Annotated in this window: 16 protein-coding genes; all 16 read right to left on the bottom strand. The window is 59.9% G+C overall.

Annotated elements, in window-relative coordinates; all coding sequences use genetic code 11:
* Window positions 1-21 precede the first annotated feature (21 nt).
* On the bottom strand, window positions 22-696 hold the full coding sequence (locus DXD49_RS08930; protein ID WP_117734960.1) for a DivIVA domain-containing protein: 675 nt from the start codon (window positions 694-696) through the stop codon (window positions 22-24).
* Between the two features lie 61 nt (window positions 697-757).
* Complete coding sequence (locus DXD49_RS08925; RefSeq protein ID WP_199406628.1) at window positions 758-1,003, bottom strand: YggT family protein; 246 nt, start codon at window positions 1,001-1,003, stop codon at window positions 758-760.
* A 57-nt stretch (window positions 1,004-1,060) separates the two neighbouring features.
* Window positions 1,061-1,786, bottom strand: a complete 726-nt coding sequence (locus tag DXD49_RS08920; RefSeq protein ID WP_117734958.1) for a cell division protein SepF — start codon at window positions 1,784-1,786, stop codon at window positions 1,061-1,063.
* A 60-nt stretch (window positions 1,787-1,846) separates the two neighbouring features.
* Entirely contained in the window at window positions 1,847-2,584 is a 738-nt protein-coding gene (locus tag DXD49_RS08915; protein ID WP_117734957.1) for a YggS family pyridoxal phosphate-dependent enzyme, read from the bottom strand.
* A gap of 120 nt (window positions 2,585-2,704) precedes the next feature.
* Entirely contained in the window at window positions 2,705-3,562 is an 858-nt protein-coding gene (locus DXD49_RS08910; RefSeq protein ID WP_117734956.1) for a PhoU domain-containing protein, read from the bottom strand.
* Window positions 3,563-3,654: 92 nt separating this feature from the next.
* A complete protein-coding gene (pstB, locus tag DXD49_RS08905; RefSeq protein ID WP_117647229.1) occupies window positions 3,655-4,458 on the bottom strand; it encodes a phosphate ABC transporter ATP-binding protein PstB in 804 nt (267 codons plus the stop codon).
* Window positions 4,459-4,470: 12 nt separating this feature from the next.
* Window positions 4,471-5,376, bottom strand: a complete 906-nt coding sequence (gene pstA / locus DXD49_RS08900) for a phosphate ABC transporter permease PstA (protein ID WP_117794773.1) — start codon at window positions 5,374-5,376, stop codon at window positions 4,471-4,473.
* 3 nt (window positions 5,377-5,379) lie between these two features.
* Window positions 5,380-6,306 (bottom strand): phosphate ABC transporter permease subunit PstC, encoded by a 927-nt coding sequence (pstC, locus tag DXD49_RS08895; RefSeq protein WP_117743761.1) that lies wholly within the window; start codon window positions 6,304-6,306, stop codon window positions 5,380-5,382.
* 1 nt (window position 6,307) lies between these two features.
* On the bottom strand, window positions 6,308-7,144 hold the full coding sequence (locus DXD49_RS08890; protein WP_117734953.1) for a phosphate ABC transporter substrate-binding protein: 837 nt from the start codon (window positions 7,142-7,144) through the stop codon (window positions 6,308-6,310).
* Entirely contained in the window at window positions 7,141-7,941 is an 801-nt protein-coding gene (locus tag DXD49_RS08885; RefSeq protein WP_117794772.1) for a polyphenol oxidase family protein, read from the bottom strand. Before DXD49_RS08885 ends, DXD49_RS08890 begins: the two co-directional genes overlap by 4 nt.
* A gap of 209 nt (window positions 7,942-8,150) precedes the next feature.
* The gene (gene ftsZ, locus DXD49_RS08880) at window positions 8,151-9,305 is read right to left on the bottom strand and encodes a cell division protein FtsZ (RefSeq protein WP_117734951.1); all 1,155 of its coding nucleotides are present in this window, start codon (window positions 9,303-9,305) and stop codon (window positions 8,151-8,153) included.
* 199 nt (window positions 9,306-9,504) lie between these two features.
* Window positions 9,505-10,347: a cell division protein FtsQ/DivIB gene (locus DXD49_RS08875; protein WP_117794771.1), complete on the bottom strand. Its 843-nt coding sequence runs from the start codon at window positions 10,345-10,347 to the stop codon at window positions 9,505-9,507.
* Window positions 10,348-10,717: 370 nt separating this feature from the next.
* Window positions 10,718-11,629 carry a UDP-N-acetylmuramate dehydrogenase gene (gene murB, locus DXD49_RS08870; protein WP_006234257.1) on the bottom strand — a complete coding sequence of 304 codons (912 nt, stop codon included), beginning with the start codon at window positions 11,627-11,629 and terminating at the stop codon, window positions 10,718-10,720.
* Between the two features lie 5 nt (window positions 11,630-11,634).
* Entirely contained in the window at window positions 11,635-13,053 is a 1,419-nt protein-coding gene (gene murC / locus DXD49_RS08865) for a UDP-N-acetylmuramate--L-alanine ligase (protein WP_117734949.1), read from the bottom strand.
* A 97-nt stretch (window positions 13,054-13,150) separates the two neighbouring features.
* Window positions 13,151-14,266: an undecaprenyldiphospho-muramoylpentapeptide beta-N-acetylglucosaminyltransferase gene (murG, locus tag DXD49_RS08860; RefSeq protein ID WP_117734948.1), complete on the bottom strand. Its 1,116-nt coding sequence runs from the start codon at window positions 14,264-14,266 to the stop codon at window positions 13,151-13,153.
* Window positions 14,256-15,749, bottom strand: a complete 1,494-nt coding sequence (ftsW, locus tag DXD49_RS08855) for a putative lipid II flippase FtsW (RefSeq protein ID WP_117794770.1) — start codon at window positions 15,747-15,749, stop codon at window positions 14,256-14,258. The genes murG and ftsW overlap by 11 nt, the downstream gene beginning before the upstream one ends.
* Window positions 15,750-15,771 lie beyond the last annotated feature (22 nt).

Here is a 15,771-nt window from a genome sequence, read left to right as displayed (position 1 = left end):
CACTAAATTGTAGACCGAATGTTAGTCCAGGTCGTCGGCAGCGAAGTTGTCGATCGGGGCGAAGGGATCGGCCACGGGGACAACCGGATCGGCGACGGGCAGCGGCTCGGCGGGAACAGTCACCGCAGGAGAAGCGGCAGAACCAACCGGCGTGGAGGCCATGAGGTCGGCCGGGAAGGAGTTCTGGGCGTCGTCCATAAAGTGCTGGATGAGCTTGAGGTACTCGGCCTTGAACTCCTCGCGGGAAGCCTTCAGACGGTCGATTTCCTCGAGCTCGGCCTGCTTCTCGGTCAGAGCCTGGCGGATAACCTCGCGGGCCTTGGCGTCAGCCTCGTTGCGGATACGCTCAGCGTTCTCATTGGCATCGTTGACGATGGTCTCAGCGGTCTGCTGGGCAGCGATCAGGGCAGCGGAAATCTGGCGCTCCTGAGCGGAGAAGTCAGGGGCGGGAGCGGCCACGGGGGCGGCAGGGGCGGCCTGGGCGGCGGTATCCTGAGCCTGGGCAAGCTGAGCCTGTGCATCGGCAAGCTGCTGCTCAGTAGCAGTCAGACGGCCCTTAAGGTCGACGATCTTAGCGAGCATAGCGTCAACCTCGGAAGACAGCGTCTCCAAGAAGACGTCGACCTCGGCAGGATCGTAGCCACGCTTGGCCTCAGAGAAAGTCTGAGCCTGGATGTCTGCAGGGGTAATAGCCATAACAAGTCTCCTTTTTCATCGCCTCGGCGCTACACGCCCGACGTAAGTTACTAAGTCAGTTCTATACGAGTATACCTATAAGAAGCTGCAGAACCAGTCTCTGCACCAACTGCAACGCAATAATCGCAACGACCGGCGAAAAATCAACGCCGCCCATCGGCGGGATAAACCGACGAAAGAGGTTGAGCCACGGGCCGCAGACGCTATCGAGCACTGCAGCGATATCCTGCAGCAGGCCGCCCTGCTTCATGGGAATCCACGTCATAAAGCAATAGACCACGATGAGCGTGGAGTAGAAGTTGAACAGCGTGTTGACCAGCTGGACAATGGTGTAGATGTTGATGAGAATCTCCTCGTCTTGGGTTTACTTAAGGTAGCCGTCGGCACGAAGCTTCTTGAGGTCCGAATCCTTGACCTCGCAGCCGGCGGGCAGCACCATGAACACGCGGTCGCCCACCTCCTTGACCGTAGCGCCCAGGCCACAGGCAAAGCCATAGCTAAAGTCCAGGACACGCTTGGCGACCTCGGTGCGAACGCCGACAAAAATCAGCGCGACGGGCTGTTTGGTACGCACACGACGGACAACGGTCTCAACGTCATCATAGCTCTCGGGACGCAGGACATAGGCAGGCAGCTGCGGCGTGGCGTTGATGATGTTGCTCGCATAGGCCGAGGCGTCGCTCGGCGCAGGGGCGGGCGCAGGCGCCGCGGCGCGAGCACGGGCGCTCTCGGCATAACTCGACGGCGTGTCGTAGGCGCCGGGACGATAGCCACCGGTGACCGTATCCTGAGAACGCGACGGCGGATTGTACGTCGTTGCATGACGCGAGTCATCGCCGACCAGCTGACCGGAGCGCGTATACACGGCAACCGACTCAGCTTCACCGCGGCGCGTCTGGCCCAGCAGGCCGTTGCTCGGCTCGTCCTGGGTATAGAAGCCCTCGCCCGAAGCACCACTGTAGCCGCCGCCCTGATAGCCGTCGTCGTAGCCGTCATCGTAGCCGTAGTCGTCATCCTGGCTATAGCCCTGGTCGTAACCCTGCTGGCCGCCCAGGTGCATCTTATTTTTAATCTCGTCAAGGAAGCCCATGGTTGTGTCCTCTCACGGTTTAGTGCAGGCGCTCTGTAAACCAGTGCGCACTTCAGAGCCCTATTTTACTGCAAACTCCGGGCTAAATACTACCCTGCCCAGGCGAACGAGCGTAGAGCCCTCCTCAAGGGCAGGCTCAAAGTCCTCGCTCATGCCGCAGGAAAGCTCAGGCAGGTTCAAATCGGGATGCGCTGCCTCCAGCTCATCCCTCAGCTCACGAAGCCCCGCAAAGGTGCGGCGTGCCACATCCTTATTCCCCCGGGGCGCCATAGTCATAAGCCCCTGCACGCAAATTCCCTCAAGCTCTGCAAGCTCACCCGCGGCGGCGCGAATCTCATCGGGCGAAAAACCGCCCTTGGACTCCTCGCCGCTCACGTTGACCTCAATCAGCACCTGCTGGGGAGCAACCAGCTCGCCCGCCTCGATCTTACGAGTCGCACGGCTCGAGATCGCCTGCGCCAGATGAAGCGACCCCACCGAATGGATTAGCTCGGCTGAGCCCAGCACCGCATTGATCTTGTTAGTCTGAAGGTTGCCGATCATATCGAAACGCACCTCGGGCAGCTCCGGATGCTCCGCCAGACCCGTAAGCTTGCGGACGAGCTCTTGCGGGCGGTTCTCGGCAAAGTGGCGATACCCCGCCCGAATGGCAGCGATGGTCTCGTCAACGCCGACGGTCTTGGACACGGCAATCAAACGCGCGGCATCGTGGGGCCTCCCAGCGCGATCGAGCGCGGCATAAAAGCGCTCGAGTATCTGCTCGCGGCGAGCGCGCATCAAGTCTAAATAGTTATCCATGGCAAATCGCCTCCGCAGACAGCACAACAAGTAGTCCCATGCTAACGCAAGAGCGCGGCCCCGCATCCGCAAGGCCGCGCTCCCTCAGGTATTTACAATCTCTCAACGAGCGGAGCTACCCTACTCCTCGTCGTCCTCGCCATCGTCTTCATCCTCAAGATGATCCAGCAGGTAGCGCAGGCCCTCGCTAACCTCGTTAGCAGGCACCTTGGCAACATAGCGAGCATCGACGGCGGGCCTCATGATAACACCCTCGCCCGAAGGCACGCGCATGCTCTCGAGCTCATCCTCATCAGTGCGGGCGATATCGCCGGCGTTCATACGCTGACCAGTCAACAGGAAGGTCAGACGGCAAGCGGCATCGATGGAAATCGAAGCGATGCGATCGAGGTAGCGTGAAACCATGATGGCGCGACGCAGGTCGTCATAGTTGCTGTCGTCGTCCATAAAGTCGCCCGTATCCATACGGTTAAAGGTGCGGAAGAACTTCTCGTAGGCAGCGTGCACTGGCTCGTCCTCGACGGCCAGGTTGCAGATGATGGACATGTCATTGGTGACGAGCGCAGAAAGCGAAGAGCCCAGCACCTGGTAGACGGCCTCAGCCTCGGCCTCGACCGTGCCGACAAGCTCCTTGGGCAGCGAGATGTCGGCCTTGATCATATGACGCGTGGCGCGGCAAATCTGACGGACCTTATCGGTCATGCGCTGCAGGTTAAAGTCAACATAGATAATCGTCTGAAGCAGGCGGAAGTCGGAGGCGACCGGTGACTGCGTGGCAATCAGGTTGTAGCAGACGGCCTCCAGGTTGGCGCAGCGTGCGTCAATCGAAAGCGTGCGCTTCTTGGTCTTGGTGGCGAGCTTGCGGTCGTCGGTCACATAGGCCTTTACGGCATCGTGGAGGGCCAGATCGACGGCCTCATAGATGCTCAGCATCTCGTGACGGGCCTCGATGAGCTGACGGGAAAACAGTTTGCGCATGGTTCACTCCAATCAGTTGGGTGCGGTCATGCCGCCCGCACAGTGAATACGCACCGGACCAGGTCCGATCGGCTTGGGACTAGTCGCACCGATCAGCCAAAGCGGCCGGTGATATAGTCTTCCGTACGCGAGTCCACCGGGCTGGTGAAGATCGCGTCGGTTTGACCATACTCGATGAGCGTGGCGGGCTCGCCGGCAACTTCCTGCAAGAAGAATGCGGTGTAGTCGCTGATACGAGCTGCCTGCTGCATAGAATGCGTGACGATGATAATCGTCATCTCGGGCGCCAGCTCGGCCATCAAATCCTCGACCTTAGAGACGGACGTGGGGTCGATGGCGGAGCAGGGCTCGTCCATCAGAAGGACATCGGGTTGCACCGCAAGCACGCGGGCGATGCACAGACGCTGCTGCTGACCGCCCGAGAGCGCCAAACCATCCTTGTTGAGCTGATTGGATACCTCTTTCCAGAGGTTGGCGCGCTTGAGCGATTCTTCCACGATGTCATCGAGGTCGCTTTTGCTAGTCACGCCCTGCAGACGAGGGCCAAAGGCGACATTCTCGTAGATGGATTTGGGAAACGGGTTGGGCTGCTGAAAGATCATGCCCACGCGACGACGGAGGTCGACCGGGTCGACGCCCTCGGCATAGATATCATTGCCGTCGAGTGTCATGGTGCCCTCGACTCGCGTACCCTCGATCAGGTCATTCATGCGGTTGATGCAGCGCAAGAACGTCGACTTGCCGCAGCCCGAAGGGCCAATGAAGGCGGTGATGGCGTTTTTGGCGATGTTGAGGTCAAGCCCTGTCAGCGCATGAAAGTCACCGTACCAAAAGTTGAAATCCTTGGCCGTGATGGCTGCTTGCTCCGGCGTGGGAGCGGACTGATAGACGGACATGGGACTCCTTAATTAGTGGCGTTTGCGCGACAGGTAGCGCGCAAACAGGTTGAAGGCCAGAATAATCGCCATCAGCAAAAGCGCGGTGCCGTAGGCCGCGTTCATGTTGATGCCGTCGTTGGCAAGCAGGTACAGGTGAACCGTCATGGGGCGGCCGGAATCGAGCGGCGAAATAGGTAGATTGACGGCCTGGCCCATGGTGTAGAGCACCACGGCGGTCTCGCCGATGGCGCGGCCGATGGCAAGGACGATGCCGGTGGCAATGCGACCAAAGGCCGAAGGAAGTACGATCTTGGAGACGACCTGCCACTTGGTGGCGCCCAAGCCGTACGCGCCCCAACGGATATAGCGCGGAACGGCGCGAATGGCCTCTTCGGTGGTGCGCATGACGATAGGCAGCATCAGAAGCGCCAGCGCCAGAGCGGCAGAGACCATCGAAAGGCCCAGGCCCATGGCCTCGACAAACAAGGCGTAGCCAAACAGGCCCATAACGATGGAGGGCACCGACGCCAAAGCGTCAGCAGCGTAGCGTATGAGCTCGACGACCTTGCCCTGCTTGGCGTACTCGGCCAGATAGACGGCTGCCAGCACAGCAATCGGCGTGCAGATAAGCATGGCGAGCGCCGTCACGTAGACGGTCGAGACGATCGTGGGCCAAATGCCGCCCTCGGCGTTGACGCCCTGGGGCCAACCGAAGATAAAGTCGAACGAGATATGCGGCAGACCGTTAATGACCACGTAAGCGATGATAGCGACCAGCACCAGCGTGGTGATGTATGCTGCGGCACGGAACACGCCAAGCATGATCTTATTGGACAGGTCTTTGTTGATGCGGCCCTTCTTGCCGTGGGAAAGGGCACGCTTGATGCGCTCGCGCGACGAGGTCGTATCGACCGTCGTGTCAACGGAATCGGACATAGCCTACCCCCTCTTCTTCTTGGAAATCAGACGGACGATGCCCACCAGCGCGGCGGAGATGATAAACAGGACCACACCCATGCCGAACAGCGCCGAGCGGTGCAGACCCGAGGAATAGCTCATGTCGAGCGCGATCTGGCTCGTGAGCGTCGAGATGGGGCTCGCAATGCTGTCGGGAATAACCGGAGCGTTACCCACGACCATGAGCACGGCCATGGTCTCACCGATGGCACGGCCCATACCCAGCACGATGGCATCCACGATACCCAGCTTGGCGGCAGGTAGCACGACCTTATAGATGGTCTGCCACTTGGTGGCGCCCATGGCATACGATGCCTCGCGAATGCCCATGGGAATGGAATTGAGAGCATCGATGGTGAGCGTGGTGATGGTAGGGACGATCATGATAGCAAGCACGAACCACGCCGTCAGCGCACCAAAACCAAGACCGCCGGTCAGTTGCGCGATAAACGGACGGATGATGATCATGCCAAAGAAACCGTAGATGATGGAGGGAATGCCCGCCAGCAGGTCGACGGCGGGGCTGATGAGTTTGCGCACGCGCTTGCTGGCGATCTCGACCAGATACACGGCCGTGCCCACGCCCAGGGGCACACCCATGGCGAGCGCACCGACGGTCACGAGACCCGAGCCGGCCAGCAGCGACATAATGCCGTAGTGGCCCTCGGAGGGCGCCCACGTAAAGCTGAAGAAGTCCGCCAGGCCAATGTCGGTAAAGACGGGCAGCGCCGAGTACGTGGTAAAGACAAAAATCAGGATGACGGTAACGACCGCCAAGAACGCGCAGGCAAAGAAGATCCACTGCAGCGCCTTCTCCTTGATATAGGTACTGCGCGATACGAGCGCCAGCTCGCGCTTCTTGGGTGCCTGAACATTCTGCTCAGTCTGGGAGTTTTCCTGTGCTTCCATGCTACTCACTCCCCTTCTCGTCGTTGGTGACGGGGATAAAGCCCGCCTCGCGAATCTGCTTGTCCATCTTTTCGGACGTCACGTAGTCGATGTAATCCTGCGCCTGCTGCGAAGGCGCACCCTTCACAAAGAAGTACAGGTCACGCGAGATGGGATAGCCGCCGCTCGCGACCGTCTTCTCGGACGCCTCAACATGATTGACCGAGGCGGCCTTGACCGAGGTCTTGGCGTTGAGGCTATCGACGAAGCCCAGCGAAATGTAGCCAATGGCACCGCGCGAACGAGATACCACGTCGCGCACCTGACCCGTGCCCGAAAGAACGGCCGAGCGACGATCGAACGGGGTGCCGTCCATCACGATGGTGCGAAAGGCCTCACGCGTGCCAGACGCCTCATCTCGGTTGATGACCTGAATCTTCAGGTCCTCTCCGCCGACTTCCTTCCAGTTGGTGATCTTGCCGGCGTAAATATCGCGGAGCTGCCCGGTCGAGAGGTTATCGACCGGGTTATCGTCATTCACGATGACCGCGATGCCGTCGTGCGCGATCACAATCGGGGTCAGGCCCAGATCCTGCTCGTCGGCATTGAGGCCGCGAGATGAGCTGGCGATATCGGCAGTGCCGTTGCTGACGGCCTCGATGCCCGCAGAGGAGCCCAGACCGGAGACAAGTACGTCGATGCCGGTCTCTTCCTTAAAGCCCTCGGCCGCAATCTCGGCAATGGGTAGGCAGGTGGTCGAGCCGGCGACGGTAATGGAAGAAGTAGAAGATCCCGAAGAACAGGCGCACAGCGTAAGCGTAAGCACAGCGGCGCTCAGGACCGATACGATCTTTCTCATAGCATCACGCCGATCGCAGCATGGCGCCCACAGGTGCCGTTCTCGTTACGGTAGGAATAAAAGCGGTCGTTCTGACGCACAGTCGAAAGCTGGGTATCCACGATATTATCCGCGTCGACACCGACATCTACCAGTGCCTCGCAAATGGCAGCGGAAAGATCGAGCATGCGAGAGATGCTCGCATCGATGCACGAGAACTCGGCAGCAAAGCGATCCATGAGTTCCTGGGACACCTCATATTCGTCACCCAAGATATGGGGACCGATATAGGCGGAAACGTCGCTCGCATCGCAGCCGGCAGCATCGCAAAGCGCCTGGCACGCCTTGGCGGAAATACGTGCAATCGTGCCCTTCCAACCGGAGTGCACCACGGCAAATCCGCCGGGGGCCACCAGCACCACGGGAACGCAGTCGGCAAAGCAGAGCAGCACGGGCACGTTATGCGCCGTACAGACGATGGCATCGCAGCCCTCGGCAATCTGCTCGCGAACGTCCTCAAGGTCATCGGCGCCGTTCGAGGTCACCGTAACGATATGGTCACCATGGATCTGATTGGGAACGAGCAGGTTGTGCTCGCACTCGGCGGCACCCATAGCCTCGAGCGCGCGACGACGATTTTCTTGAACAGCAAAGGGATCATCGCCAACATGCGAGCCCAAGTTGAGTGAGGAGTACGCATCTTCGGAAACACCACCGACGCGCTCGGTGAAGGCAAAGCGAACATAGGATGTCGCGCCCTCCACCAACGTAACTCCATCATGGTCGACACGCGAAACTTTGTCCGCACGCGCTGCCATACTAAAGCCTCCTAATAACACAAGTACGCGGCATCGCCGCTACAGCCCGCGTTTATACGGCTGTCATACTTCCTTAAAAGGATACCTGCTGCACTGGAGGCAATCGTAAAGGGAACGTAAAGAGATTGGAGGTTCTAGTTTACAAAGTCGAAATAAAAAGGGCGCGTCCATACGGACACGCCCCTGTGCACAACAATGCAAAGAACGACTTAGAAGCTACCGCGCTTCAGGAAGTCGGGAAGCTCGAACTGATCGTTGCCGAAGTTAGGAAGCTCGGTGCCACCGACGTTGCGGGTCGGAGCGGCCTGAGCCGGGCTGGCGGCAGGAGCGGTGCGCTGCGGCTCAGCGGAGGCAGCGACCTTGCTCTGAGACTGCTGAGCAGCAAAGAGCTCGTCCTGACGGTTGACGTTGGAGTCGGAGAAGCCCGTAGCGATGACGGTAATACGCACCTGATCGCCCAGGGACTCGTCGACAACGGTACCGAAGATGATGTTGGCCTCGGGGTCGACGGCGTTGGCGACAACGTCGGCGGCGTCGCTGATCTCCTGGATGCCCAGGTCCTTGGAACCGGCGATGGAGAGCAGCACGCGCGTGGCGCCATCGATGGAGCTCTCGAGCAGCGGGCTGGAGATGGCCTGCTGGGCAGCGTCGACGGCACGGGTATCCCCAGAAGAGGTACCAATACCCATCATGGCGGTACCGGCCTGCTTCATGATGGTCTTAACATCGGCGAAGTCCAGGTTGATGATACCGGGGACGGTGATGAGGTCGGTGATGCCCTGGGTGCCCTGGGAAAGGACGCCATCGGCAATCGCGAAGGCCTCGAGCATGGTGGTCTTCTTCTCGGCGATGTCGAGCAGCTTATCGTTAGGAATGACGATCATGGTGTCGACGCAATCGGAGAGGGTCTTGATGCCCTCCTCGGCGCTCTTCTTGCGCTTGCGGCCCTCGAAGGTGAAGGGCTTGGTCACGACGGCGACGGTCAGTGCGCCGACCTCGTTCATCGCGATATCGGCAACGATGGGAGCAGCACCGGTACCGGTGCCACCGCCCTCGCCGCAGGTGATGAACACCATGTCGGCGCCAGCGAGCGCCTCGGCAATGTCGTCGCGGGACTCATCGGCAGCCTTGCGGCCAACCTCGGGGTTGGCGCCGGCGCCCAGGCCGCGGGTAAGGTCGGTGCCGATGTGCACCTTGATATCGGCATCAGAGATCGCGAGTGCCTGAGCATCGGTGTTGATGGCAACAAACTCGACGCCGCGGATGCCCTCTTCGATCATTCGATTGACCGCGTTGGTACCGCCGCCGCCGACGCCGACCACCTTAATGACGGCAAGGTAGTTGTTGATCTCTGTCTCGTGCATGTCGGTCCTCCGAACAAAGGTTATAGCCATAGCATGGGTCGACCCCTGCGCACATTAACCTTCAGGTTGAAAGTAAATGCAAAGGTAAACCGTATTATGTTTGCACATTATGAACGTATCAGTCAAATAATTGACTGTGAAAACCAAACAAACCAGATAAACGGCGTGGCATGGCCCCTCAACAAAGCATCAACCAGCGCTACGCGGTCGGAGCGTTCCTAAATGTGTAGTTGCCCGGAGAGCGCACGTTGATATACGTTACGCCCTCTACCTGCGAAAGCAACTTAGTGACTACGCGTTCTTTCTTGGCGATATCGTCCGAATCGCCCAGCGACACCTCAATGCCGTTATTGAGGTTTGCCGAGATGGCTTCGACCGAAGGCGTGGAAATATCCTTGACTTGTCCCAAGAACTCGCTCGAAAAACCACGCACATAATCCAAGCCAGCCTTAACGGCCTTGGAGCTCACCGCCTGGCCGGAAACCGGAGCGACATCCGCCGAGACATCAGTCAGCAACACCGCGCCATAGTGCTTAGCGAGCGCCAGTGCGGCATCAATGCCGGTCAGGGTATTTGAGCCCTGCCCTGTCGTGATGACGTTGCCCTGGTCGTCCACTTCGACCGACGTCGACAGCGGGGCGATCCAGGTGTCATCATCCCCGATGGCCCAGGCAAGGTCATCGGAGCTGATATAGGCAATTGCGATGACCTTGCGCTCCATCGGCGTAATGATGAGCGTATGCGGGAACTGACGCTGGACATCCACGCCCGAGACCCACGGGTTCTGCTTGAGGTCCTCGGTAATCTGGTCGGGATCGACGTTAAAAAGCGACGTTCCCTCGGGCAAATCGATCAGCTGGACAGCATCGTGCTTCGTCACATGCTCGCTGCCTTGAATCTGAATATCAGTGGCGGTAAACAATCCAGAGTTGATCACCACGATGGCAACGACGACGAGCACGGCCAAGACGGCCAGAACGCCGCCCAGGATTTTGCCTTTGCCTGCAACGACAGAAGCGGCGTCTGATGTTTTATTTGCCATCGCCCCAAGTGAAGACAACGGGTTGACGCCTTTTTTACCCGAAGGCTTCTCGGCGGTAGCCGACACCGATGTCAGCGAGCGCGGTTTCGATGCGCCTAGCATGCGACCCGGACGCGCCGCTTTAGTTCCCGTCGAGGGCTTAGGAGCTGCCATGGGACGGGCAGGCTTGGCGCCCATAACAGGCTTTGACGTCACCGAGGGACGCGAGGACTTTTTTGCGGCCGGACGATTACCGAGCTGCGAGCCGACGACCGGACGACTGGCCTGTCGAGCATGCCCGACAGACTTAGAGTGCGCGACGGTATTGCGTTGAGGTTTGGCAGGCGCGCCAAAACGCCCTCCGGTGCGGCGGAAGGTGGGTTTCGATGCTCTAGAAGCCGAGGAATTTAACTTCCGGTCTGAGCTCGATGCCATACGCCTCCCTCACCTTTCCGTGCACATGTCTGATAACCGCGGCAACGTCATCGGCCGAGGCAGTTCCGTTATTAACGATAAAATTAGCGTGAACGGGCGATACTTCCGCGCCGCCAATCGAAAAACCCTTTAATCCACAATCCTCGATAAGCTTGCCCACACTCGCATCGGGCGGGTTGCGAAAGACCGACCCGCAGGATGCGCGACCCATGGGCTGTGTACGCTTGCGCCTCGTCAGGTACCGCTCCATGCGCTCGCGAATGTCGGCCTTGGGCGCCGGTTTAAGCTTGAGCACGCACTCGAGGATGATCTCATTGCGGGGAAGGCTACATTCGCGGTAGCCCCAAGTGATCTCGGACCCCGCATAATGCTTGATACCGGATGCCGGGTCAAACGTTACGACATCCTCGACCAGCGAGCCAATCCACTCGGTCCGTGTGCCGGCATTCATAGATATCGCACCGCCGACCGAACCAGGGATGCCAACGGCAAACTCAAGGCCCGAGAGGCTACGCGACAGGGCATCGTTGACCAGGCGCGCAAACATCACGCCCGCACCGACCGTCAGCGTACAGCCGTCATCGGCAACAACCGTGCGCTGAAACTCACGTCCGAGCGAAATGACGGCACCGCGATAACCGCCATCGGCAACCAGCAGATTGGAGCCCTTGCCGATGATGACCCACGGCACCTGCTCGCGATCGAGCACCGCCACGGCGCGGCGGAGGGCATGATAGCTATGGCACGTCACGAAGAGGTCGGCCTTGCCGCCGATACGATAGCTCGTATGACGCGCAAGGCGCTCGTCCTCGATCACATCCGTGTCGATCATGCCCGAGAGCGCCATGACGGCGTTAAACAGACCCATTAGACTTAAGCGTCTTTCTTGGCAGTCAGATACTCGATGAACTCGGGACCGACGGTCGTAACGTCACCGGCACCCATGGTGAGCAGCAGGTCGCCCTCGCCCACCATCTGCTCGAGCTCCTGATTGAGCTCAAGACGGCTGGAGCAGTACACGACCTCCTTGCCAGGATGCTTGGCGCGCACGGTATCGGCGAGCATCTTAGAGGTGACACCCGGAATGGGCATCTCACCAGCCGAGAACACATCGATCAGCAGCAGTTTATCGGCATTGGCAAATGCATCGGCAAAGTCGTCGCACAGGGCCTGCAGGCGCGAATAGCGGTGCGGTTGGAATACGACGTCGACGTGCTTGTAGCCCAGCGACGAAGCGGCAGCAAGCGTCGCCTTGATCTCAGTGGGGTGATGGCCGTAATCATCGACCACGGTGATGCCATCGATATCGCCCACGTGGGTAAAGCGACGGCGGACGCCCTCAAAGCTCGAGAGCGCCTTGGCGGCGGCGTCGATGTCAAGGCCCAGGACATGGGCGACGGTGAGCACCGCCGTGGCGTTGAGCATGTTGTGGCGACCGGGATTGCTCTTGATCTCCACAGCGTGCTCAGTGCCGTCCTCAAAGCGAACGATAAAGTCACTCTGGATGCCCTTGACATCCGGATGCACGCAGACGACATCGTTGCTCTCGGCAAAGCCGTAGGAAAGCACGTGACGGCCCGTCGACTTGGCGAGCTCGACCAGATGCGGATCCTCACCGCAGACGATGACGGTGCCGTCCTCGCCCACCAGGCTCATGAATTTGGCGAAAGTTGCCTCGATCTCCTCGATACCCGAGTAGTGATCGAGGTGGTCGGCCTCGACGTTGGTCACAATGACCACGTTGGGGTTCAGGAACAGGAAGGAGCTGTCGGACTCGTCGGCCTCGGCGACAAAGTAGTCGCCCGAGCCGTTCTTGCCGTTCGTGTCATAGCCCTCGACGATGCCGCCGATCAAGAAGCTCGGATCCAGGCCCATGCGGTCGAGCATGGTGGCGCACATCGAAGACGTGGTGGTCTTGCCATGCGTGCCGGCAACAGCGACGGTGGTGTAGCCGTGGCCCAAAGCAGAGAGCATCTTGGCACGGGGCCACACGGGAATACCAAGCTCGCGAGCGCGCACAAGTTCAGGGTTGGACTCCGGAATAGCGGTGGAGACAACAACCACGTCGGGCTTGACCTCGTCGATCGTGGCGGCCTCATGGCCCACATGCACCTTCACACCAGCGCGGGTAAGCTGGCGGATATAACGTGACGTCTTAAGATCAGAGCCGGTAACGGCATAACCGCGCTCGTGCAGAACGAGGGCGATGCCGCTCATGCCGGCGCCGCCGATACCGATAAAGTGGGCGCTCTTAAACTTGGGCGCGGAGGTTGCAGTCTGGGAATCAGCCATGTGCTCGTGTACTCCTTGCGTAAACACTGCCTGTAACCCGTTAACTGTACCGCACCTACCGCATCAGCGCGAGGGCGACCGACGATATCCCGTCTAACTAACGCAAACCCTCTACCGCATCCGCCAGAAGAGCGGCGGCCCTATCCTGAGCCAGACCACGCGCCGCCTGACGCATGGCGTCGCGCGCCGACGCATCATCGACCAGGTGCAGCAGCTCATCGGCAAAGGCAGAACCGTCGATATCGGCATCGGCGCAGAGTACGCCGGCCCCGGCGTCGACCAGATAACGGGCATTGGTGGTTTGGTGGTCGGCCGTCGCATGCGGATACGGCACGAGCACCGAGGGCACGGCAAGCGCAGCGATCTCGGCCACGCTCGATGCGCCCGAACGCGAGAGCGCCAAATCGGCAGAAGCCAGCATATCGCCCATGTTGTCGATGTAAGGCTGGACGCGGTAACGCTTCGCTTCCTCGGGCGTCAGCGCCAAAGCGCGCTCGGTCTCCTCAAAGCCGTCGGCACCCGTCGAATGCAACACATAGAGGTTCTTGCGCGAAAGCAGCTCGTTTTTGAGCGAAACCACGCGCTCGTTGAGGTGCTGGGCGCCAAGTGAACCGCCAAAGACGAGCAGCAGCGTAGCGTCCTCGGGAACGCCAAGTGCCTTGCGGCCGCGAGCGCGATCGCCCTCGATCACCGAGCGACGTACGGGGTTGCCGGTCATGAGCACATGGTCAGGGTCGCCTTCGCGCTCAAAGACCGCGCGCGCTGCCGGCACCGAGATGCACACGCGGGCGGCGTGGGAGTTCATCATCTTGTTGGCCAGGCCCGGAACAGAGTTCTGCTCATGCAGCAGATACGGAACGCCCGCGCCCTTGCACCACCCCAGCAGCGGAACCTCGACATAGGCACCAAAACCGATGCCGGCATCGGGCTTGCCGACCTTTGAGAAATAACTGGCGAGCGCACGCTTGGCCTTGTTGACACGCCACAGCGAGGTCAGCGCCGTCCAAGGACGGGAGCGGTCGAAGCCCGTGACCGTAATGGGCACAAAATCAAACCCGGCCTCGGGGACCAGACGACCCTCGAGCTTGCGCGACTGGCCCACGAACACAACGTAGTGACCACGGTCACGCAGCTCTTCGGCCAAGGCGAGCGCAGGGTTGATGTGTCCTGCCGTGCCGCCGGCTGCAATAGCAACGGTCATCTTATCGGTCATGGTAGTCCCTTCGTACACGCGGTCCCTGGTCGTCGGTGCGCAGACGCGCCGACGGGTCCGAGTTCAAATCGATTCGATTATATCCGCCGCCCGCGTTGCGAGGGCTGGGGCGCTGCGGACGACCTTGCGGAGCCGTTCGCGGGCGTGGACGGGCTACCGGCTCGGATGCAGAACCATCCAGAACGGTAAAGCCGCTACGCGAAGGTCGTTCACCGCGCACATGGGCAACGCCGGCGGTGCTCTCGTCCATAACGGCAAAGCTCTCACGGCGGCGGTCATGCTCATCGCGGCGGGCGCTCTCGTACGAAACGCGCAGGATCAACCCGACGAGCATAAGCGACACAATAATCGACGAGCCGCCGTAGCTAATAAACGGCAGCGGCTTGCCCGTCATGGGAAACACATTGAGAATGCCCAGCGCGTTGATCAAAAACTGCACCGCAAGGATGACCGCGGAGCCAGACGCCATAAGCGCTCCGCGACGGTCGGTCGCCTGCTCGGCAATGCGAAACGCCGAGTAGATCAGCATCGCAAACACCAAGAAGAACAGCACGGTTCCGACAAAACCGGCCTCCTCGCCAATGATGGCCAGGATGTAGTCGTTGTGCGCCTCGGGCAGATACGAGTACTTCATGGTTGAGTTGCCGATGCCACGGCCGAACAGGCCGCCCGAGGCAAAGGCCATGATGGCAAGCGTGGCCTGATAGCCGTCACCATACTCGTCGGCCCAAGGGTTCAAGGCAACCTGAATACGCACCATACGGTACGGCTCTGCAACAAGCGCAATCACGATCACGAGAATGCCGAAGATTATCACGCCGAGGATGAATTTGGGGTCGAGACCCGCGAACAACGCCATGCACATGAGGGTCAACAGGATGATCAGGACGGTACCGAAATCGGGCTGGATAAAGATCAGAAAGAGCGAAATGCCCAGGTAGATGCCCATCTTGCGAAGGAATTCGTTGATGTTGCCACCGGGCGAAAAGAAGCGGTCGAGCATGATGGCCGAATACGCGATGGCAAATGGCTTTAAAAACTCGGAAGGCTGGAACTGAATGCCGGCGATGTTGAGCCAGCGCGTGGCGCCACGGCTGCCGCTGCCCACCAAGAAAACCAGCAGAAGCAAGAGCATCATGCCGATAAGGAAGATCCTGAGCACATCCTCCCCAAACCAGCTGTCCGGCAAAACGCGCACGATGGCAATCAGCGCTAGAACACCGATCGCGGTAAACGCGGCCTGTCGACCAAAAAAAAACGTCGCCGAGCCATTCTCGTGCAGTGCCTCGACCGAAGATGCCGAGTACACCATCAGCAGGCCAAAGCACACCAAGGTAAACAGGCAGGCCATGAATATCAAACGGGGGCGCATGATACGGGCGGGAACGCCGGCAATATAGCGTTCGCTAAACGTCTGCCCGCCGCGACCGGAACGCGGATTGCTGCGCCGCGAGGAAGCACGGTCCGAGTCGGGCCTCCTCATACCTTGTCGGGGGCTCTCCTCT

Origin of the sequence: Collinsella sp. TM05-38 (genome assembly GCF_003466445.1) — a bacterium.
In the GTDB taxonomy this organism is placed as follows: domain Bacteria; phylum Actinomycetota; class Coriobacteriia; order Coriobacteriales; family Coriobacteriaceae; genus Collinsella.
The sequence above is the reverse complement of the archived record's forward strand: the minus strand, read 5'-3'. Positions and strand labels throughout refer to the sequence as shown.